The sequence below is a fragment of the Frigoribacterium salinisoli genome (assembly GCF_054781095.1).
Genome location: NZ_BAAGVB010000002.1, coordinates 218,761 through 237,552, shown reverse-complemented (window position 1 = coordinate 237,552; position 18,792 = coordinate 218,761). Strand labels below are relative to the sequence as shown.

Annotated in this window: 21 protein-coding genes; 9 read left to right on the top strand and 12 right to left on the bottom strand. The window is 75.4% G+C overall.

Going from position 1 to position 18,792, the window contains the following annotated elements; translation table 11 throughout:
* Nucleotides 1-40 precede the first annotated feature (40 nt).
* Both ACYVHQ_RS07025 and ACYVHQ_RS07020 read left to right on the top strand, forming a co-directional pair.
* A complete protein-coding gene (locus tag ACYVHQ_RS07025) occupies nt 41-904 on the top strand; it encodes a PhzF family phenazine biosynthesis protein (protein ID WP_460511500.1) in 864 nt (287 codons plus the stop codon).
* Nucleotides 905-960: 56 nt separating this feature from the next.
* Entirely contained in the window at nt 961-1,311 is a 351-nt protein-coding gene (locus ACYVHQ_RS07020; protein WP_460511498.1) for a hypothetical protein, read from the top strand.
* A gap of 316 nt (nt 1,312-1,627) precedes the next feature.
* Here ACYVHQ_RS07020 and ACYVHQ_RS07015 read toward each other — a convergent pair whose 3' ends face one another.
* Complete coding sequence (locus ACYVHQ_RS07015) at nt 1,628-2,239, bottom strand: biotin transporter BioY (RefSeq protein ID WP_460511496.1); 612 nt, start codon at nt 2,237-2,239, stop codon at nt 1,628-1,630.
* Between the two features lie 199 nt (nt 2,240-2,438).
* Here ACYVHQ_RS07015 and ACYVHQ_RS07010 point away from each other — a divergent pair, with 199 nt between their 5' ends.
* Nucleotides 2,439-3,512 carry a spore photoproduct lyase family protein gene (locus tag ACYVHQ_RS07010; protein WP_460511494.1) on the top strand — a complete coding sequence of 358 codons (1,074 nt, stop codon included), beginning with the start codon at nt 2,439-2,441 and terminating at the stop codon, nt 3,510-3,512.
* A 65-nt stretch (nt 3,513-3,577) separates the two neighbouring features.
* Nucleotides 3,578-3,856 (top strand): zinc-ribbon domain-containing protein, encoded by a 279-nt coding sequence (locus tag ACYVHQ_RS07005; RefSeq protein ID WP_460511492.1) that lies wholly within the window; start codon nt 3,578-3,580, stop codon nt 3,854-3,856.
* Between the two features lie 409 nt (nt 3,857-4,265).
* On the opposite strand, the gene ACYVHQ_RS07000 is transcribed toward ACYVHQ_RS07005, so the two are convergent.
* From ACYVHQ_RS07000 to aztB, 8 genes are all read right to left on the bottom strand, one after another.
* Nucleotides 4,266-4,670, bottom strand: coding sequence for a four-helix bundle copper-binding protein (locus tag ACYVHQ_RS07000; protein WP_460511490.1), 405 nt, complete (start codon nt 4,668-4,670; stop codon nt 4,266-4,268).
* A gap of 355 nt (nt 4,671-5,025) precedes the next feature.
* The gene (locus ACYVHQ_RS06995) at nt 5,026-7,446 is read right to left on the bottom strand and encodes a heavy metal translocating P-type ATPase (protein WP_460511873.1); all 2,421 of its coding nucleotides are present in this window, start codon (nt 7,444-7,446) and stop codon (nt 5,026-5,028) included.
* A 116-nt stretch (nt 7,447-7,562) separates the two neighbouring features.
* Nucleotides 7,563-7,778, bottom strand: coding sequence for a heavy-metal-associated domain-containing protein (locus tag ACYVHQ_RS06990; RefSeq protein WP_460511488.1), 216 nt, complete (start codon nt 7,776-7,778; stop codon nt 7,563-7,565).
* A 49-nt stretch (nt 7,779-7,827) separates the two neighbouring features.
* Nucleotides 7,828-8,133, bottom strand: coding sequence for a metal-sensitive transcriptional regulator (locus ACYVHQ_RS06985; RefSeq protein WP_460511486.1), 306 nt, complete (start codon nt 8,131-8,133; stop codon nt 7,828-7,830).
* A gap of 373 nt (nt 8,134-8,506) precedes the next feature.
* Complete coding sequence (gene aztD, locus ACYVHQ_RS06980) at nt 8,507-9,772, bottom strand: zinc metallochaperone AztD (protein WP_460511484.1); 1,266 nt, start codon at nt 9,770-9,772, stop codon at nt 8,507-8,509.
* 34 nt (nt 9,773-9,806) lie between these two features.
* A complete protein-coding gene (gene aztC / locus ACYVHQ_RS06975) occupies nt 9,807-10,721 on the bottom strand; it encodes a zinc ABC transporter substrate-binding protein AztC (RefSeq protein ID WP_460511871.1) in 915 nt (304 codons plus the stop codon).
* Nucleotides 10,722-10,804: 83 nt separating this feature from the next.
* A complete protein-coding gene (locus ACYVHQ_RS06970; protein WP_460511482.1) occupies nt 10,805-12,055 on the bottom strand; it encodes an ABC transporter in 1,251 nt (416 codons plus the stop codon).
* Nucleotides 12,052-13,083 carry a zinc ABC transporter permease AztB gene (gene aztB / locus ACYVHQ_RS06965; RefSeq protein ID WP_460511480.1) on the bottom strand — a complete coding sequence of 344 codons (1,032 nt, stop codon included), beginning with the start codon at nt 13,081-13,083 and terminating at the stop codon, nt 12,052-12,054. Before aztB ends, ACYVHQ_RS06970 begins: the two co-directional genes overlap by 4 nt.
* Nucleotides 13,084-13,122: 39 nt before the next feature.
* Between aztB and aztA the strand changes: the two genes are divergently transcribed.
* Entirely contained in the window at nt 13,123-13,794 is a 672-nt protein-coding gene (gene aztA / locus ACYVHQ_RS06960) for a zinc ABC transporter ATP-binding protein AztA (protein WP_460511479.1), read from the top strand.
* A gap of 74 nt (nt 13,795-13,868) precedes the next feature.
* Here the strand turns inward: aztA and ACYVHQ_RS06955 are convergent, their stop codons facing one another.
* From ACYVHQ_RS06955 to ACYVHQ_RS06945, 3 genes are all read right to left on the bottom strand, one after another.
* Nucleotides 13,869-14,165: an ArsR/SmtB family transcription factor gene (locus ACYVHQ_RS06955; RefSeq protein WP_460511478.1), complete on the bottom strand. Its 297-nt coding sequence runs from the start codon at nt 14,163-14,165 to the stop codon at nt 13,869-13,871.
* A 289-nt stretch (nt 14,166-14,454) separates the two neighbouring features.
* Nucleotides 14,455-14,616 carry a zinc transporter permease gene (locus ACYVHQ_RS06950; protein WP_460511477.1) on the bottom strand — a complete coding sequence of 54 codons (162 nt, stop codon included), beginning with the start codon at nt 14,614-14,616 and terminating at the stop codon, nt 14,455-14,457.
* A 574-nt stretch (nt 14,617-15,190) separates the two neighbouring features.
* A complete protein-coding gene (locus tag ACYVHQ_RS06945) occupies nt 15,191-16,195 on the bottom strand; it encodes a helix-turn-helix transcriptional regulator (protein WP_460511476.1) in 1,005 nt (334 codons plus the stop codon).
* A gap of 204 nt (nt 16,196-16,399) precedes the next feature.
* On the opposite strand from ACYVHQ_RS06945, the gene ACYVHQ_RS06940 reads away from it, so the two are divergent.
* The 4 genes from ACYVHQ_RS06940 to ACYVHQ_RS06925 all read left to right on the top strand — a co-directional run bounded on the left by ACYVHQ_RS06940 (nt 16,400) and on the right by ACYVHQ_RS06925 (nt 18,687).
* Nucleotides 16,400-17,113 carry a GAF and ANTAR domain-containing protein gene (locus ACYVHQ_RS06940; RefSeq protein ID WP_460511474.1) on the top strand — a complete coding sequence of 238 codons (714 nt, stop codon included), beginning with the start codon at nt 16,400-16,402 and terminating at the stop codon, nt 17,111-17,113.
* Nucleotides 17,110-17,829 carry a GAF and ANTAR domain-containing protein gene (locus ACYVHQ_RS06935; RefSeq protein WP_460511472.1) on the top strand — a complete coding sequence of 240 codons (720 nt, stop codon included), beginning with the start codon at nt 17,110-17,112 and terminating at the stop codon, nt 17,827-17,829. Before ACYVHQ_RS06940 ends, ACYVHQ_RS06935 begins: the two co-directional genes overlap by 4 nt.
* Before the next feature lie 188 nt (nt 17,830-18,017).
* Nucleotides 18,018-18,344 carry a hypothetical protein gene (locus ACYVHQ_RS06930; protein ID WP_460511470.1) on the top strand — a complete coding sequence of 109 codons (327 nt, stop codon included), beginning with the start codon at nt 18,018-18,020 and terminating at the stop codon, nt 18,342-18,344.
* 187 nt (nt 18,345-18,531) lie between these two features.
* Nucleotides 18,532-18,687, top strand: coding sequence for a hypothetical protein (locus tag ACYVHQ_RS06925; RefSeq protein ID WP_460511468.1), 156 nt, complete (start codon nt 18,532-18,534; stop codon nt 18,685-18,687).
* Nucleotides 18,688-18,792: the final 105 nt, after the last annotated feature.

The following is an 18,792-nucleotide window of genomic DNA, read 5'->3' as shown; positions in this document are numbered from 1 at the left end:
CGCCCCGTGCCTCCTGCCCCCGTGGGTGCAGCATCGGGGCATGACGCTCCCCCGCCCCCGCCGCTTCGCCCAGGTCGACGTGTTCTCGACCGAGCCGCTCGGCGGCAACCCGGTCGCCGTCGTGCTCGACGCCGAGGGCCTCACCGACGAGACGATGGCGGCGTTCGCGCGCTGGACGAACCTCTCGGAGACCACCTTCGTGCTGCCGCCCACGCACCCCGACGCCGACTACCGGCTGCGCATCTTCACGCCCGGCGGCGAGCTGCCGTTCGCGGGGCACCCCACGCTGGGCTCCGCCCACGCGTGGCTCGGGGCAGGAGGCGCGCCCCGCGACCCCGCCGCACCCGTGCAGGAGTGCGCGGCCGGCCTCGTCGGCCTCCGCCGCAGCGAGGGGCAGGAGGCGCGCCTCGCCTTCGCCGCGCCGCCCACCGTCCGCAGCGGCCCCCTCGACGACGACCTCCTCGCCCGCGCCGTCACGGCGCTCGGGGTGCCGGCCTCGGCCGTCGTCGGGCACCAGTGGGTCGACAACGGGCCCGGCTGGGCCGCCGTCGAGCTGGCGTCGGCCGAGGAGGTCCTCGCCCTCGAGCCCGACTTCGCGGGCTCAGGGGCCGGCGACCTGCGCCTCGGCGTCGTCGGACGGCACGCGGCCGGCTCGCCGCACCACGTCGAGGTGCGCGCCTTCGTGCCCGGGATCGGCGTGCCCGAGGACCCGGTCACCGGCAGCCTCAACGCGTCCGTCGCGCAGTGGCTGCTGCGCGAGGGGCGGGCGCCCGAGCGGTACACCGCGACGCAGGGCAGCCGCGTCGGGCGCGCGGGCGTGGTCGAGGTACGGCGCGAGGCCGACGGGACGGTCTGGGTGGGAGGGGCGACCACGACGGTCGTCGCGGGCTCCGTGACCCTCTGAGCGCGCCTCGGGGCCCGGTGGTCGCACGGAACGTGCAGAGGGTGAAGGATGTCGTGGTGACCCACGACCTGATGACCAACGAACAGAACCTCCAGCGCATCATGTGGACCGGGACCCTCTGGTTCATGGCCGCCGTCGGGTCCGTGGCCGTGACCACGGGGCTGCTGCTGTCGTCGGGGTGGCGGCCCGCGCTTCTCTCGACCGGGCTCGCCTGGCTGTTCTGGGTGGGAGCGGGGATCGTCGCGCTGAGCGTGGGGCTCATCGGCTGGTCGGGCTGCCCGATCCTCGAGGTGAGCGTGCCCGTCGCCGACAAGAACAAGACCCTCACCATGCAGTTCGGCACCGCCGCCTTCATCGTCGGCGGTGCGGCCTGCCTGCTCGCCGTGCTGCTCGGCCCCGCCGCCTGACGCGCGGGGCGCGGCCCGCCCGTGCGGCCTCCCCGCGCACGAGGTGACCCGAACTGCGGCCTCCACGCCCACGAGACCGCACTTCGAGTCACCTCGATCACCAGGCCCCTCGCCCAGAGCACGCACGCACGCACGCACGCACGCACGCACGATGTGACCTGAACTGCTGCCTCCCGGCCCGGGGGACCGCACTTCGCGTCACCTCGATGCTTCGGGCGTACGGACGCGCGGGCGGCACGGGCACGGGCGGGCGGACGCGACGACGCCCCCGAGCACGAGGGCTCGGGGGCGTCGGGGTGGCGCAGGAGGTGCGGCGTCAGTCGCGACCGCCCCGGCCGAGCGCGCGCCAGGCGAGGGGGAGCACTCCGGCGGCGATGAGCGCCTTGATGAGGCCGCCCACGACGAACGGGTAGAGCCCGGCCTGCAGGACCGCACCGAGGTCGTTCGGGGCGCCCAGCTGGCCGAGCACCACGGCGAGCCAGGGCAGGCCCACCACGAAGGGCAGCGCCGTCGCGGCCAGGGAGGCCAGGGCCGCGAGGCCGAAGCGGCGGTCCCAGCGACGCTCGGCGAGCCAGCCGACGAGGGCGGCGGAGCCGATGAAGCCGACGACGTAGCCGAAGCTCGGCGTCGCGAGGGTGGCGAGGCCGCCCTGGCCCCCCGAGAAGACGGGAGCGCCCAGGAGGCCGACCACCGCGTAGAGGACCATCGACAGGGCACCGCGGCGCAGGCCGAGGGTGGCGCCGACGAGCACGACGGCCAGGGTCTGCCCCGTGATCGGCACGGGCCAGAGCGGCACCTCGACCTGGGCGAGCACGGCGGTGAGGGCCGCGCCGGCGGTGATCCAGGCGACGTCGGCGGCGACGCCGGTGCGGGCGATCCGGTCGGCGAGGACGACGGGGGCCGCGGGAGCGGTCGAGGAAACGGTCATGGGTACCACTGTGCAGCACGGCGCGGGTCGCACCGTGCAGCGGCGCCGACATCGGGACGACGGATCCGTTGTGGAGGAGCGACAACGCGAGGTGCGGCCTCCTGCCGTCCCGCGCCTCCTGCGCTGCTGCCTCCTGCGCTGCCCGGTGCACCCCGGCCGGGCGGACCGCAGCGTCGGTGGTCCCGGGTAGACAGGGAGCATGCTCCGCACCGCCCCGCGCCCCCTGCTGCAGGTGCGGCGCATCTACGCCGAGCCGGCGGCGCTCGAGCTGCCGCGCGGGGCCGAGGTCGTCGCGCGCTGGCCCGAGGCCGAGATCGTGCCGATCGAGTCCCACTGGCTCGTGCCCGAGGTGCACGGCGACGAGGCCAACGTGCCGCGCTGGGTGCGCATCAAGACCGAGGCGCTCGTGCTCGGCGTCAAGAAGTCCCTGGTCACGCGGCCCAACGGGCGCTCGGCCGACTTCATCGCCCCGTCGACGGCCAACGGCTGCGCCATGGCCTGCTCGTACTGCTACGTGCCGCGCCGCAAGGGCTACAGCAACCCGGTCACGGTGTTCGCCAACATCGACCAGATCGGCCGGCACGTCGCCCGGCACGTGCAGAAGCGCGGGCCGAAGACCGAGCCGAACCAGTGCGATCCCGAGGCGTGGGTCTACGACATCGGCGAGAACAGCGACTGCTCGGTCGACGCGACGATCAGCGACAACGTGCGCGACCTCTGCGACCTGTTCCGCATGACGCCGACCGCGAAGGCGTCGTTCGCGACGAAGTGGGTCAACCGCGACCTGCTCGACTGGGACCCCCTGGGCCGCACGCGCATCCGCTTCTCGCTCATGCCCGCCGAGACGGCGAAGGTCACCGACATCCGCACCTCGCCGATGGCCGAACGGATCGCGGCGATCGACGACTTCGTCGAGGCCGGGTACGAGGTGCACGTGAACTTCTCGCCGGTCGTGCTCACGCCGACGTGGGTCGACGACTGGCGCGAGCTGTTCAGCCAGCTCGACGACGTCCTCGGCGAGCGCGCCAAGGCGCAGATGGCCGCCGAGGTGATCTTCCTCACGCACAACGAGCGCCTGCACGAGGTCAACACCGGGTGGCACCCCAAGGCGGAGGAGCTCCTCTGGCGGCCCGAGCTGCAAGAGCAGAAGGTGAGCGAGAACGGCGCCGTCAACGTGCGGTACCGCCGCGACCTCAAGGCGCAGGCGGTCGACCGCTTCCGGGCTCTCGTCGCGGAGGAGATCCCGTGGTGCCGGATCCGCTACGCGTTCTGACCAGAGGGTCCCGCGGCTAGGCTGCGCTGGTCCGGCGACCGCACCGGCCCACGACGGGGGACCTCATGATCATCTTCGGCACCAAGGGCACGGCGAAGGTGCTCGGCGTCCTCGCCTACGTCTGCGGCATCTGCGGTCACGAGGCCGCCCAGCGCCTCGTCGAGCGCAAGCGCTGGTTCACGCTGTTCTTCCTGCCCCTCTTCCCGTTCTCGACGAAGCACGTCATCACCTGCGCGTACTGCGGCGGGGGCACCGAGATCGACACCGCGACGGTGCAGCGCTTCGTCGCCGACGCCGAGCACGCCGCGGCCGCCCGTGGCGGGCAGGGCGGCCAGGGCGCCTGATCGGCGCCGGGCCCCGGCTCGCGCTCCCGCCGCAGCGGCCCGCGCGTGACAGCAGGACGCGAACCACCCCTCGGCCGAGGAACCCCGCCCAGGCAACGGGCCCACCACCGATGCGCGGTTCCTGCGACTCGGCTCCAGGAGGCTGACCCCGCGTCAGCACACGGACCCCACGGAGGCGAGGTACCGACGCCGCGGCGAGCTCCGGCTACCCCGGCGTCCGGGCCGGGCGTCGAGGCCGAGCACCCGGGCCGGGCGAGGCGTCGGGGTCGAGCACCCGGGCCGGGCCAGGCGTCGGGGTCGAGCACCCGAGCCGGGCCAGGCGTCGGGGTCGAGCACCCGAGCCGGGCCAGGCGTCGGGGTCGAGCACCCGGGCAGACGCAGCCGGAGCCCCAGCCCCAGCCGCGGTGGATCAGAGCGTGGCGAGCAGCGCCTCGCAGGCGGTGACGCAACGCTCGCAGGCCTCGGCGCACACGCGGCAGTGCTCGTGCATCTCGGCGTGGCCGCGGCACTCCTCGGCACAGCTGCGGCAGATCGCGAGGCAGGCCTCGACGAGCGTGCGGAGGACCTCGGTCGTGTGCCCGGTGCGGCGCGAGAGCACCTGACCGGTGGCGAGGCAGACGGCGGCGCAGTCGAGGTCGGTGCGGATGCAGTGGCGCAGCTCCGCGACCATGTCCTCGCCGAGGCACGCGTCGGCGCAGGCGGTGCAGGTCTGGGCACAGTCGAAGCAGGCCTCGATCGCCGCTGCGAGTGCGTCGGCGTCGGTGCCCGTGAGGTCCTCGGGGTGGGTGCGGATCATGTCGGCTGCGTGGCTCATGGGTTCTCCCGTCGCTCGTGCCCGCCCGGCCGGCGGGGCTGGCCCCCCACGGTAGGCACACGGGGCCGGACACGTCCGGCAGCCAGCGCCGAGCGGCCAGCCCGCCGACCTGGTGCCGGTCTCCGGTGAGCGGCCGCCGGCCGCCGGGTGCGCGGGCGCTGGGTGCGAGGGCACTGGGCACTGGGCGCTGGCCGCCGGGTGTCCACGACATGCGGGTCGGAGGACGCGGCACCCGCCGGTCGTGGACACCGTCAGAGCGAGACCGTCCACGTTCGGCACGTCGGAGGCCGCACCCTCCGCGTGTCGTGGACACCGTCAGGGCGGGTCCGGTGCCCGGCTGGACGGTCCCCTCGTGTCAGCGCCCGGGTCGGAAGGCCCGCAGCCGCAGGCTGTTCGTGACGACGAAGACGCTCGACGCCGCCATGGCGACGCCCGCGAGCACGGGGTTCAGCAAGCCGAGCACCGCGACCGGCAGGGCGACGACGTTGTAGGCGAACGCCCAGAAGAGGTTGCCCTTGATCGTGCCGAGCGTCGCTCGGGAGAGCCGTACCGCGTCGACGACGCCGCGGAGGTCGCCGCTCACCACGGTGAGGTCGCTCGCCGCGAGGGCGGCGTCGGTCCCGGTGCCGAGCGCGATGCCGAGATCGGCCGCGGCCAGGGCGGCCGCGTCGTTGACCCCGTCGCCGACCATGGCGACGACCCGCCCCTCGGCCTGGAGCCGCCGCACGGTCTCGAGCTTTCCGGCGGGCGTGACACCGGCATGGACGGTGTCGATGCCCACGAGGCCGGCGATGTGACGTGCTGCACCCTCGGCATCGCCGGTCAGCAGTACGGGCTCGAGCCCGAGTCGCCGCAGCCGCGCGACGGCGTCCGCGGCCTCCGGCTTGACCGTGTCGGCGACCACGACGACCCCGAGGGCTGCTCCGTCGCGAGCGACGACGACCGCCGTCTCACCGACCCGGGCGGTCGCACCGACGGCGTCGACCAGGGCAGGAGGCACGTCGACCGACCACGAGGACGTCACCCAGGCGGGCTTGCCGACGACGACCAGGCCACCGTCGACGAGCGCCTCGACACCGTCTCCGGCGTGCGCACGGAAGGAGGTGGCGTCGGGTACGGCGACGCCGGCCTCTCGGGCGCCGGCCACGACGGCGCGGCCGACGGGGTGCTCGGACCCGGACTCGGCGGCTGCCGCGAGGGCGAGCAGGGCGTCGCGTGCGGCCGGCCGGTCGGCGCCCGCGACGACTCCGCCGCTCTCGGCGGGAGCCGCGGAACCGCTCGCGGCGGGAGCGGCGGGAGCCGTGGAACCACCGGCGGACAGTACCGCCGAGCCACGGTCGGCCAGAGCCGCCGAGCCACCGTCGGCCAGAGCCGCCGGGCCACCGACGGCCAGTGCCGTCGAACCGGCGCCGCCCGGGGCCGTCGGCGCGGTCCCGTCGGCCAGGACCACGCGCTGCAGCGTCATGTGCCCGGTGGTCACGGTGCCGGTCTTGTCGAGGACGACGGTGTCGACGGTGCGGGTGCGCTCGAGCACCTCCGGTCCCTTGATCAGGATGCCGAGCTGCGACCCGCGACCGGTCCCGACGAGCAGCGCGGTCGGGGTGGCGAGGCCGAGGGCGCACGGGCAGGCGATGATCAGCGTCGCAACCGCAGCGGTGAAGGCCTGCTCGACGGTGCCGCCGACGAGCAGCCACCCGACGAGCGTCGCCAGGGCGAGCACGAGCACGACGGGCACGAACACGGCCGAGACGCGGTCGGCCAGGCGCTGCACGTCGGCCTTGCCGGTCTGCGCCTCGTCGACGAGCCGTGCCAGCCGGGCCAGCTCGGTGTCGTGGCCCACCTTCGTGATCTCGACCACGAGCCGGCCCCCGACGACGAGCGTCGCACCGGTGACCCGGTCGCCGACGCCCACCTCGACGGGCACCGACTCGCCCGTGAAGGCGCTGAGGTCGACGGCCGACGCGCCGTCGCGCACGAGCCCATCGCTCGGGATCGCCTCGCCCGGGCGCACGACGACGAGGTCGCCGGGCACGAGGGCGCTCGTCGGGACGCGGGTCTCGGTGCCGTCGCGCAGCACCGAGGCGTCCTTCGCGCCGAGCTCGAGCAGGGCCCGCAGGGCGGCGCCCGACCGGCGCTTGGCGCGGTGCTCGGCGACACGGCCGCCGAGCACGGCGACGGTGACGGCGGCCGCCACCTCGAGGTAGAGCTCGTGGCCGTCGCCGGTGGCGAACCAGGAGAAGGTCATGTGCAGGCCAGGCCGGCCGGCGTCACCGAGGAACAGCGCCCAGAGCGACCAGCCGAAGGCCGCGGCCACGCCGACGCTGATGAGGGTGTCCATGCTGGCGGAGCCGTGACGCGCGGCGACCGCCGCCGCCCGGTGGAACGGCCACGCCCCCCACACGGCCACCGGGGCCGCGAGCGTGAGCGTCAGCCACTGCCAGTTCTCGAACTGCAGCGGGGGCACCATCGAGAGCAGCACGACGGGCAGTCCGAGCAGGGCCGACACGACGAAGCGTTGCACGAGCGGGTCGAGGCCGGAGGCGCCCCCCGACCCCGCCCCGTCGCCCGCGTCGTCGGGTGCCGTCACGGGCACCTCCGGCGCGGGCAGCCGCGCGGAGTACCCCGCGGCCGCGACGGCGGCGAGCAACTGCTCGTCGTCGACCTCGGCCGGGGCGACGACCCGGGCCTTCTCGGTGGCGTAGTTGACGGTCGCGCTGACGTCGGGCAGCTTGCCGAGCTTGCGCTCGACGCGCATCGCACACGAGGCGCAGGTCATGCCCTCGACGTCGAGCAGCACCGTGCGCGAGCCGACGCCGGGGTCGTCGGAGGCGACGTCCCCGCCGGGTCGGCCCGACCCTCCTGCTGCGGCCGAGCCGCGTGTCGGAGCGGGGGTCACGACGCCACGTCGTAGCCCGCCTCGCGGACGGCGCCCTGCAGGGCGTCGGCGTCGAGCGGGCCATCGCTCGTGACGGTGACGGTCGAGGTGCCGCCCGCGACGAGGTCGACCGAGACGTCGGAGACGCCGGACAGCTCGGTGACCTCTTCGGTGACGCTGGCGACGCAGTGCTCGCAGGTCATGCCGGTGACGGGGAGGGTCGTGGTGGTCATGCTGGCTCCTTCACGAGGGGGGACGGACGCGGCGTGGTGGTGTCGGTGCTCAGGACTTCACGAGTCGGGAGATGGCGGCGCTCGCCTCGCGGATCTTCTCGTCGAGGTGCTCGCCGTCGCCCTGGGCCGCCTGCGAGACGCAGTGGTGCAGGTGGTCGGTCAGCAGCGTCAGGGCGACCGACTCGAGCGCTCGCGTGGCAGCCGAGACCTGGGTGAGGACGTCGATGCAGTAGGTGTCCTCCTCCACCATCCGCGCGATGCCGCGCACCTGCCCCTCGGTGCGCTTGAGGCGCGCGAGCAGGGCCTTCTTGTCGTCGACGTAGCCGACACTGGCGGGGGTGGAGGTCTCGGTCACGCGTCCACCATACCCCCCGGGGGTATCCCTGGCAAGGGGCCCGCGCCCCCGAACCGCGCCCCCTGCACCCGCCGACCCGCGCCTCCTGCCCCGCGCCCGACCCGCGCCTCCTGCCCCAGCCCGACCCGCGCCTCCTGCCCTCACGCCCGCCGTTGTCGCGAAAAGGCGACCGTCCGCGGCCGACACGCCGCTCACCCCGCAGGAGGAGCGCGCACGTCGGCCGGGACGGTCGCCTTTTCGGATCACGGGCAGCACCGGCAGGACCGGCAGGGCCGACCCGGCAGGGCCGACCCGCCAGGGCCCACCCGACAGGGCCCGCCCCGCCAGGGCCGACCCGCCAGGGCCCGCCCCGCCAGGGCTGGCCCGCCAGGCCTCAGCCCGTGACCACCGCGATCTCGTTCGAGGCCGCGGGCAGCTCGGCCGTGGTGACGACGTCGCCGGTGGCGAGGTCGACCGCGTGGATCGAGCTCGTCGCGGGCTCGGTCACGTAGGCGGTGCCGTCGAGGACGGTGAGCGCCGGGTGGGCGTCCTGCCACTCGATCGGCGGGGTCCACGCCTCGATGACCGGGTAGGTGTCGGTGATCTCGCCGGTCTCGACGTCCATCACGTGGAGCGAGCCGTCGGTGCCGAGGACGACCGCGTCGTCGTCGGCGGTGCGGGCGACGTCGCGCCAGGTGTAGCCGACGCCGTCGGGCAGCGGGGCGACGACCGTGGTCATGGCCTCGGTGTCGGTGAGCACGAGGGAGTTCCGCTCGACGCCCTCGGCGTCGGGGTCGGTCTCGTAGTCGCCGACCGCGATCGGGGACGTCTCGGTGACGTACTCGTTGCCGGTGCGGCCGTACTCGTCCTCGGCCTGGATCTTGGTGAACTCGCCGTCCGCGTAGACGAGCACGCCGTCGCTGCAGCCGAAGACCGCGACCTCGCCCTTCGTGGTGCCCTCGCCGTGCACGGACGGGCACTCCTCGCTGCGGGCGATCTCCTCGCGGTCGGCGTCGAGCGCCCGCACGCCGGAGCGGCCCTCGGCGTCACCGATGGTCGTGAGCAGGGTGTCGTCCTCGAGCACGATCGAGACGCCGTGGTGCGCGTCGGGCGCCCCGACGACCTCGTGCTCGGGCAGCTCGCCCGACCCGAGCGAGTCGAGCAGGTCGTCCGTCTCGTAGACGGTGGTGTCGCCCGTGCCGTCGGCGAAGAGGATCGTCTTGTCGCCGTGGCGGACGACGTGGCCGGGGGTGGGTGCGTCGAAGACGAGGTCGGTGAGCACGGGCTCGGCGACGTACGACTGGCCGTCGGCGGTCCAGGCGCCGGTGTCGAGCACCTGGAAGCCCTCCTCGGTCGACACCATGACGGTGCGGCCGTCGCCGGACGGGTTGACGCGGTTGAAGCCCGCGAGCTCGATGTCGCCGACCACGTCGAGGGTGTCGGCGTCGAGCACGAGCAGGCCGCCGTCGTAGGTGAGGGCGATGCGGGCCTGGGCCGCGTCGACCTGCTCGGCGGCCGAGGCGCTCGACGCGCCCGAGCCGCCGGACGAGCCGGACGCGTCGGAGTCGCGGGACGCGCCTCCCGAGCAGGCGGTGAGGGCGAGCGTGGCGGCGGCCGTCAGTGCGGCGCCGGCGAGCAGGCGGTGGTGTCGCTGGATCATGGGTTCCTTCCGGGGGTGGTGCGGGTGGTGGTGGTCAGGGGGAGAGGCCGGTCGTAATGAGGCGCTCGTTGGCGCGCAGCATCTCGAGGTAGGTCTCGGCGCCGCCGCCGGGGGCGGTGAGCGACTCGGTGTAGAGGGCGACGACATCGACGTCGACGTCGGCCTCGTCGGCGAGCACCTGCACGAGGCGGTCGGGCTGCGACGAGTCGGCGAAGATCGTCGGCACCCCGGCCTGCTCGATGGCGGCGGTGAGGTCGGCGAGGTCCGAGGCGCTCGGCGAGGCGAGCGTGGTGCCGCCGGGCACGACGGCGCCGATGATCCTGAAGTCGTACCGGTCGGCGAGGTAGCCGAACACGTGGTGGTTGGTGACGAGGGCGCGGCGCTCGGCCGGGATCTCCGCGAACGCCTCCGCCATCTCGGCGTCGACCGCCTCGACCTCGCCACGGTAGGCGTCGGCCGCTTCGGCGAGCCGGTCGAGGTCGAGCCCGTCGACGGTGGCCGCGAGCTCCTGCTCGAGGCCGTCGACGACGTCGAGCATCCGGGCGGGGTCGGTCCACCAGTGCGGGTCGACGTCGCCCTCGGCGTCGCCGGTCACGTAGGCGAGCGGCTCGACCAGGTCGCCCGCGGCGACGCCCGGCACGCCCTCGGCGAGGGCCGCGTCGACGTGGTGCTGCAGCCCCTCCTCGAGGCCGAGGCCGTTCGACACGAGCAGGTCGGCGTCCTGCATCCGGGCCGCGTCCTGCGCGGAGATCTCGAACGAGTGCGGGTCGGCGTCGGGCGGCATGAGGGTGGTGACCTCGGCCTGGTCGCCGACGAGCTCGTCGACGACGTCGCCGAGGATGTTCGTCGTGACGACGACCGACGGGCCGTCCGCGCCGGCGCCCGTCGAGCATCCGGCCGTCGTCACGCCGAGCCCGAGCGCGACCGTGGCCGCGACGACGGAGCGCAGGAGGCCCCGGCCGGGCCCGCCAGGACCGCCGCGGCGGGCAGCGCGGCCGGCGAGCACGCAGCCGGCCAGCGCGTCGACGCGGCTCATCGGCCCGTCTCCACGAAGCGCGCGGCGTCGCCCTCGACGTCGAGCGTGCGGGCGACCCGGGCGGCGTCGCCGTGGTCGATCTCGTGCACGACGCCGGCGGACGGCGAGTTGACGTAGCTGCGCGACACGTCGATCTCGAGCTCGACGCCGTCGGGCAGGGCACCGTCGACGAGGTCGTCGGCGAGCAGCGGCTCGGTCTGCGCGACGACGCCGGTGGGGTCGAGCACGACGACGCGACCGGAGGCGTCGACGCCGACGACGGTGCCGTCGGAGTCGCCGACCGCGCTGGCCCGCAGCAGCGGCTCGGGGGTCGTGATCAGCGTCCACTCGCGGGCGCGGGCGTCGAACAGCCAGGCGCCCGTGCTGCCGGCGACGGCGGCCGCGGTGGGCCGGCCGGGGCGCCCCTCGAACGCCGTGGCGACGTCAGCGGCGGCCGTGCCGGCGGGGTACGGGACCTGCTCGAACGACACCTCGCCGGAGTCGTCCTGCGTCGCCAGCACGGCGCCGTCGGAGCAGCCGACGACGATGCCGACCCGGGTCGAGGCCGCGCCGCGCAGGTCGGGGCAGGAGGCCGTGGCCCCGTCGACGACGTCGCCCTCGGCCGTGAGCACCCGCAGCCCGTCGGCCGCGCCACCGCCGGTCGCGTCGCTCGCGACGACGAGGTCGCCCAGGGGCGCGAGCACGCCCGCGCCCTCCGGCCCCTCGACGCGGCCGAGCTCGGCGACCTCGCCGTCGGCGAGCGCCTCGGCGTCGAGCAGCACGCCCGTGCCGGACCCCGGGAACCAGGCGGCGGTCACGGTCGCGCTCGAGGCGACCTCGGCGGGGCCCGCGCCCGAGCCGCCGTCGACCTCGCCGACCTCGCGCGCGTCGGCCAGGTAGTAGTGGTTGTGGTCGCCGTGCGGCACCGTCCAGGCGCCGCCGTCGACGATGCGCAGCACGCCGTCCTCCGACGAGGCGAAGAGGTACCGGCCGTCGGTGGCGAGGCGGCTCACGTCGTCGCCCGCCAGGTCGGCGAGCTCGCGCGACTCCTCGGCGACGGGGTCGAAGGCGTGCAGCGCGCCCGAGTCGTCGAGGGTGACGAGGCGCAGCTGGGGCTCCTGCTGCTCGGAGGCGCCCTCGACGTAGCCGTGCGGCACGGCGGTCTCGGAGGCGGCCGGGTCGGCGTCGCCGGCGGGCCCGGAGGCGCACCCGGCGAGGGCGAGGACGGCGGCCGCGGCGGGCAGCAGCAGGGTGGGACGGGACTTCACGGGTGGGACAGCTCCCTCGGGTCGGTAGCGGGGTGGGGGTGGTGCGGGTGGCGCGGGTGGTGCGGGTGGTGCGGGTCCGCGGGTGCGGGTGCGGCGCCGTGCTCGGCGTCGCGCGAGGGCACGGCGTCGCGCGAGGGTGCGGCCGACGCCACGGCGGGCCGGGCGGGCGGGGCGGGGGCGGGACGCGCCTCCTGCGCTCGTCGCCCGGGTCGGAGGCGCACGACCGCCGCACGGGCGATGCCCGACAGCGCGGCGAGGGCCACGGCCGACGCAGCGATGGTCGCGCCGGCGGCGGTGCCGGCGTGCCAGGAGACGAGCAGGCCGACCACGACGGCGACCGCGCCGAGCGCGGCGGCGAGCGCCATGGTGCTGGGCACGCGGCGCATCCAGTGCCCCGCAGCGACGGCGGGGGCGAGCAGGAGGCCGAGCACCAGGAGGCTGCCCACGGCCTGGTACGACGCCACGACGACGAGCGTGACGAGCGCCACGAGCACCACCTGGGCGAGCCGGGGCCGGAGGCCGAGCGTGCGGGCGACGCGCGGGTCGAAGGCGAGCGCGACGAACGAGCGGTGGAACGCCGTGACGACGACGAGCACCACGGCGAGCGCGACGACGAGGAACGTCAGGTCGGACGCCTGGATCGCCAGCACGTCGCCGAAGAGGATCGCCGTGAGGTCGGTGGCGAACGACCGCGACCGCGACACGACGACGACGCCGACCGCGAGCATGCCGACGTAGAGCAGGCCGATGACGGTGTCCTGCGAGAGGCGCACGCGGCGCTGCACGAGGCTCAGGCCGGCCGTCATCACGGCGGCACTGGCGGCGGCGCCGGCCACGGGGGGCAGTCCGAGCAGGGTGGCGATCGCGACGCCGGGCAGGAGGCCGTGGGCCATCGCCTCGCCGAGGAACGCCGTGCCGCGCACGACCACCCAGGTGCCGACGACGCCGCAGAGCGCCGCGACGAGCACGCCGCCGAGCAGGGCTCGGAGCATGAACGCGGTGCTGAACGGGTCGAGGAGGTCGGTCACGGTCGTCGACCCTACATGAGAACGACTATCGTTATGACCATGCGCACCGCTCCGTCCTCCGCCCCGCCGCCCGTCGCCACGTCAGCGACACCCGTCGTGCAACTACGCGGCGTTGAGGCGAGCCACGACGGCCACGTCGCCCTGCACGCCCTCGACCTGTCCCTGCAGCCCGGGCAGCACACCGTGCTCGTGGGGCCCAACGGCTCGGGCAAGTCGACGCTGCTCGCCGTGCTCGCCGGCACCCACGACGCCGTCCGTGGCCAGGTGCAGCGCACCCCCGGCCTGCGCGTCGGCCTCGTGGTGCAGCGCAGCGCCGTCACCGATCGACTACCGCTGACGGTGCGCGAGACCGTCGCGATGGGGCGCTGGGGCGCCGGCAGGAGGCACGCCCGGGCCGACGACCGCGCCGCCGTCGACGAGGCCCTCGACGCGCTCGACATCACCGACCTCGCCGGGCGCTCGCTCTCGGCGCTCTCGGGCGGGCAGCGTCAGCGCGCCCTCGTCGCCCAGGGGCTCGCCCGGCGCGCCGACCTCCTGCTGCTCGACGAGCCCACCGCCGGGGTGGACGCCGCCGCGCAGCGGCTCATCCGCCGCGCCGTCGACGGCGAGCTCGCGCGGGGCGCGACGGTCGTCGAGGCGACCCACGACGCCGAGCTGCGCGGCCCGGGCGTCGCGCTCGTGCACCTCGTCGACGGACGTCGCGTCGCCTGACCCGGCGGGCAGGAGGTCGTGGCCGGGCGGGCGGGCAGGAGGTCGCGGCCGGGCGGGCGGGACGCCCCGCGGGGTCAGGGGGTGACGGCCTCGCCGGAGTGCTCGATGGCGTCGGCGACGATGTGCGACACGTGCCGATCGGCCACGGAGTAGCGGGCCTCGCGGCCGGTGCGCTCGACCTGCACGAGCCCGATGCTCCGGAGCACGCGGAGGTGCTGCGACACGAGCGGCTGGGAGAGCCCGGAGGCCTCGACCAGCGCGGAGACGGTGGCCGTCTCGACGTCGAGGAGCCGCAGCAGCCGCAGGCGCGACGCCGACGACAGGGCCTTGAAGAGGTCGGCCGCGGCCTCGAGCCGTTCGTCGTCGGACATGCGGTCCAGGGTAGTCCGGCCCGGCACCGCGGCCGGGCAGCAGCCCCGCCCCCACGGGCCAGGGCTGGCCCGGGACGCGGGCGGCTCCGTCGCCGACGGGCGACCGCGGCCGCCCGCCGACGACGCACTCGCCCACCCTCCGGCGACGGCCCGGCGAGCCGCCGGCACGACGGCGCGGCCGGCCCGCACGCACGACGGAGGGCCCGCCTGTCGGCGGGCCCTCCGGGGTGACGGTCCTGACGGACCGGGGTGCGCCTCCTGCCCGCGTGGGCCACGGAGGCGCGAGCGCTCAGTGCTCGTCGTAGTGGTCGGCGTGCTGCGCGTGCTTGTGGTCGCCGTGCACGTAGTCGACGTGGTCGTCGTGCTGCACGGTCTCGTGGCCGCAGGCCTCGCCGTGCTGGTGCTCGGCGACGGTGTGCTCGGCGTGGGTCTCGGTCTGGGTGTCGGCCATGGTGGCCTCCTTCGTGTCGCGGGCGGGTCGGTGGTCCCAGTAGAGCAGACACATGCACGCATTGCAATGCGTCGATGCAATCGATGACGAGAACGATCATCACCCGCAGCAGCCCGGGCCCGCTCCCGGTCCGGCGCTCGGCGCCAGCTCGTCCGCCCCGCCCGACCCGGGCCGCCCAGCCCGCCAGCCAGCTCGTCCCTCCCGCCCGTTCCGGTCCGCCTGTCCCGGTCCACCCGGCCCGACCCGAGGGTGTCCACGACACGCTGACGGAGCAGCGCGGGACCAGCCGATCGTGGGCACCCTCCTCGCGGGCGTGTCCACGATCGGCGGGTGCAGCGCGCCCGACCCAGCACATCGTGGACACCGTCGACAGCACCCAGCACCCAGCACCCGGCACCGGGCACCCGGCACCGGGCACCGGGCCCGATCGAGGTGTCGCGAACTGCTGCGCCAGGAGGCCCGAGCCCGCATCCCGGGTCACATCGATGTTCCGCGCAGCGTGGGCGGGCGGGCGGGCGCGCGCGCAGCGGGGGCGGGCGCGCGCGCAGCGTGGGCGGGCGCGCGCGCCCCGCGCTCAGCGCCCGCGGCGCAGCGTGTCGCTCGGGTACTCGCCGAAGCGCTCGGCGTACGTCGCGGAGAAGCGGCCGGCGTGCGAGAACCCCCAGGAGCGGGCCACGACGGCGACCGTGGTGGCGTCGACGTCGCTCTGCAGCAGCTCGTCGCGCACCCGCTCGAGCCGCACCTCGCGCAGGTACCCCATCGGGGTGCGGTCGAGCGCGGTCTGGAACATCTGCTGCACGGCCCGGACGCCGAGGTTCGCGCTGGCCGCGATGTCCATCACGGTGAGCGGGAGGTGCGCGTGCGCGTGCACGAACTCGACCGCCTGGCGCAGCGTCGCGTTGCGCGGGTGCAGCAGCTCGGGGGGCAGGCGCGCACCCTGCGGCTGGTAGAGGCCGAGGAAGGCCAGCGAGGTGCGCCGGGTGAGCTCGGCCCACAGGACGCGCGAGACCTGTCCGGCGCCGAGCGCGGACGAGACCTCCGCGACGGTCGCGCGCCACGCGGCCACGGCCTCCTGCGTCACCGGGGCGGTGTGGTCGAAGCGCAGGCCCGCGGCGCCGCCCAGGTGCCCCTGCTCGGCCGCGACCTCCGCGACGCGGTCCTTCGACAGATGCACGATGCGCTGGTCGTAGTCCTCGTAGGTGAACGTGAAGTGCTCGTGGGCGGGGAAGAGCAGGGGCACCCCGGGGCGCACCTGCTGGACGTCGTGCCCGTCGTCGACGACGGCGCGCCCGTGCGAGATCCACTGCACGACGAGCTCGTCGCCCGGGGGGATCTGCCCGGTGAGCCGCCCCTGGATCGCCGACGTGCGCAGCGACATGCCGCTGTCGCCCGCCGCGGTGTAGCGGAACGTGAAGTCGCTCTCCGTCGTGTCGGCCCGCCAGTCGACCCCGTCGTAGAGGGGGGCCAGCTCGATCCGGGCGGCGTCGAGGTCGTGGCCGAGGGCGCGGATGCGGACGCGGTCACCGAGCGGGCGCTCCCCCGGGGACGCGCCGCCGGGGCGGGAGGAGAGATCGGGCACAGCGGTCCGCCCTCCTGGGCCCCGAGGCCCTGTCGCCACCAGGAGCCGCGACGGGCTCCGCACCGGCCTCGACGGCCGGACGGGGCAGCACCACGGCGCCCCTGACGGGACTCGAACATAACATCGAGCGGGCGCGCCGATCCCGGTTGTCCGCTCAGCGCACGGGCGCGATGGGGCACACTGGAGGTCGACGGGGAGGTGCCCATGGGCGACGCACGGTTCAGCGAGGCGGTCCAGCTCCTCGACGGCCTGTCGGGCACGGACGGCCTGCACCGCCCGTTCCTGCACGGGCTGACGGTCGACGGTGCCTCGGTCGCGACGCTCGGCTCGCCCCTGGGCAGCGAGACCGTCGCCGGCAGCGACGACCTCGCCCTGCGCATCGACGAGCTGCAGTTCGACCTCGGCGAGGGCCCCTGCTGGGACAGCCTCGCGACCGACGCACCCGTCATCGAGCCCGACGTGCGCGGCCTGCCGCGGCGCGAGTGGCCCGCCTTCTCGGAGGCGATCCGCGAGCTCGAGCTGGGCGCCCTGTTCGCCTTCCCCCTCCGCGTGGGGCCCCTCCGCCTCGGCGCGGTCGACCTCTACCGGGTGCGGCCCGGCACCCTCAGCGACGACGACCAGGCGCACGCCCTGCGGGTCGCCGACCTCGTCGGCCGTCGGGTGCTGCGGCAGGCCATCGTCGACGCCGCCGACCACGACGACGAGGGCCCGCGCGCCTCCCGCTACACGCGGCGCGCCGTGCACCAGGCCACCGGCATGGTGCTCGCCCAGCTCGGCACGACGCCGGAGGACGCCCACCTGCTGCTGCAGGCGCACGCCTTCGCCACCGGCAGGCCCCTGCGGGAGGTGGCGGAGGAGGTGCTGCGGGGCATCGTGTCCTTCTCCGCGGACGACGACGGGATCGAGGACGACCGATGATCGAGAGCACGCGCGAGGCCCGCATGGTCGACCTCTTCACCACCATGGCCGACACGCTCGTCGACTCCTACGACGTCATCGAGCTGCTGCAGACCCTCGTCGACTCGTGCGTGGACCTGTTCGACGTGGCCGCCGCGGGCCTCCTGCTCGCCGACGACCGGGGCGAGCTCGACGTCGTCGCCTCGACGAGCGAGGCGAGCCGACTGGTCGAGGTCATGCAGGTCGACGCCGCCGAGGGCCCCTGCACCGAGTGCTTCGCCACCGGGACCGTCGTGTCGGTCGAGGTCATCGGCGAGGGAGACCGCCCCTGGCCCCGCTACGAGCGCTGCGCGCTCGACCAGGGCTTCCGGTCGGTGCACGCCATCCCGCTGCGGCTGCGCGACACGACCATCGGCGCCCTCAACCTGCTGCGCACCTCGACGGGGCCGCTCAACGCGCGCGACGTGCGCGCGGCGCAGGCCCTCGCCGACGTCGCGACGATCGGGATCCTGCACGAGCGCGTCCTCCAGGAGGCGGGGCTCGTCCAGGCCCAGCTGCAGGAGGCGCTGGACACCCGGGTGGTGATCGAGCAGGCCAAGGGCGTGCTGGCCCACCAGCACGGGGTGAGCACCGAGGAGGCCTTCCAGCTGCTCCGCAGGAGCGCGCGGTCGACCGGCACGAAGCTCTCCGAGCTCGCGCGGGACGTCGTGGCCCGGCGCGTGCGCGTCCCCCGCTGAGCCGCGCCACCCGGGCAGGAGCCCGGGCGCCGGGCGACGCGTAGCCGACCCCCGACGGCAGCACCACCCCTCTCGGACGGAGCCGCGGCGGCGGTAACGTTCTCGGTGGTCGGAGAACCGACCCCGGACGTCAGCCCAGACCCCGCTCCCGCCTCGGACGCCACTCGGACGCACCACGAGGACCCCCCATGCTCCAGACGCTCCTGACCATCGACGGGCACCGCTACGAGCTGTCGCCCGAGCAGGACCTCGACGTGCTCAAGGCACAGCTCCTCGACGCGGCGAACGGTGGCGCCCGGTTCGTCGAGCTGCTCGTCGCCGGCCAGGGCCGCTGCACCGTCTCGGTGCTGGTCACCCCGCGGGTCTCCGTCCAGCTCGAACGTCGCGAGGTCGACGTGCTGGAGCCCACGGCGGACGAGCACGACCTCTGGCCCGTCGAGCTCGGCCTCCACGACGCCTCGCCGCTCGGGGCGAGCACCCTCCCCCGGAGCACCGGCACCGGCACCGACGGCTGACGCCGGGCGTCGCGCGCCCGGCCTCGGCGCCGCGGCGCAGGCCCGCGGCGGCACGGGCGGGCGGACCTGGGTGCGCGACGCGGCCCGGGGCGTAGACAGCAGGGGACGGGGAACGTCGCGACGGACCCAGCGCCTCCCGGCGCAGGACGACTCAGCGACGAGACGCCCCGTCGGGAAAGAGCCACTCATGGCGAAACCGACGCCGCCCCCCGGTCAGAGCACCACGGGTCCGAGCACGTCCGACCCGAGCGAGACCGATCCCACCACGGCCGACCCGACCACGGCCGACCCCGACACGGGCACCGCGCCCGGTGGCGCGCCCGTCGAGAACCCCTCGGGCTGACGCGCACCGCAGCGCACGCCCTCCCCGCGACGCCGGCCTCCGCCCAGGAGGCCGGCGTCGCGTCGTGCGGTGCCGGTCACGGCACGGTGCAGGAGGCCCGGCCGC

Excerpts from the sequence above, each read along its gene's own strand:
- ACYVHQ_RS07025 (WP_460511500.1), top strand. The coding sequence starts at position 41 with ATGACGCTCCCCCGCCCCCGCCGCTTCGCCCAGGTCGACGTGTTCTCG.
- ACYVHQ_RS07015 (WP_460511496.1), bottom strand. The coding sequence starts at position 2,239 with ATGACCGTTTCCTCGACCGCTCCCGCGGCCCCCGTCGTCCTCGCCGAC.
- ACYVHQ_RS07010 (WP_460511494.1), top strand. The coding sequence starts at position 2,439 with ATGCTCCGCACCGCCCCGCGCCCCCTGCTGCAGGTGCGGCGCATCTAC.
- ACYVHQ_RS07005 (WP_460511492.1), top strand. The coding sequence starts at position 3,578 with ATGATCATCTTCGGCACCAAGGGCACGGCGAAGGTGCTCGGCGTCCTC.
- ACYVHQ_RS07000 (WP_460511490.1), bottom strand. The coding sequence starts at position 4,670 with ATGAGCCACGCAGCCGACATGATCCGCACCCACCCCGAGGACCTCACG.
- ACYVHQ_RS06995 (WP_460511873.1), bottom strand. The coding sequence starts at position 7,446 with ATGACCTGCGCCTCGTGTGCGATGCGCGTCGAGCGCAAGCTCGGCAAG.
- ACYVHQ_RS06990 (WP_460511488.1), bottom strand. The coding sequence starts at position 7,778 with ATGACCACCACGACCCTCCCCGTCACCGGCATGACCTGCGAGCACTGC.
- aztD (WP_460511484.1), bottom strand. The coding sequence starts at position 9,772 with ATGATCCAGCGACACCACCGCCTGCTCGCCGGCGCCGCACTGACGGCC.
- aztA (WP_460511479.1), top strand. The coding sequence starts at position 13,123 with ATGCGCACCGCTCCGTCCTCCGCCCCGCCGCCCGTCGCCACGTCAGCG.
- ACYVHQ_RS06955 (WP_460511478.1), bottom strand. The coding sequence starts at position 14,165 with ATGTCCGACGACGAACGGCTCGAGGCCGCGGCCGACCTCTTCAAGGCC.
- ACYVHQ_RS06950 (WP_460511477.1), bottom strand. The coding sequence starts at position 14,616 with ATGGCCGACACCCAGACCGAGACCCACGCCGAGCACACCGTCGCCGAG.
- ACYVHQ_RS06940 (WP_460511474.1), top strand. The coding sequence starts at position 16,400 with ATGGGCGACGCACGGTTCAGCGAGGCGGTCCAGCTCCTCGACGGCCTG.
- ACYVHQ_RS06935 (WP_460511472.1), top strand. The coding sequence starts at position 17,110 with ATGATCGAGAGCACGCGCGAGGCCCGCATGGTCGACCTCTTCACCACC.
- ACYVHQ_RS06930 (WP_460511470.1), top strand. The coding sequence starts at position 18,018 with ATGCTCCAGACGCTCCTGACCATCGACGGGCACCGCTACGAGCTGTCG.
- ACYVHQ_RS06925 (WP_460511468.1), top strand. The coding sequence starts at position 18,532 with ATGGCGAAACCGACGCCGCCCCCCGGTCAGAGCACCACGGGTCCGAGC.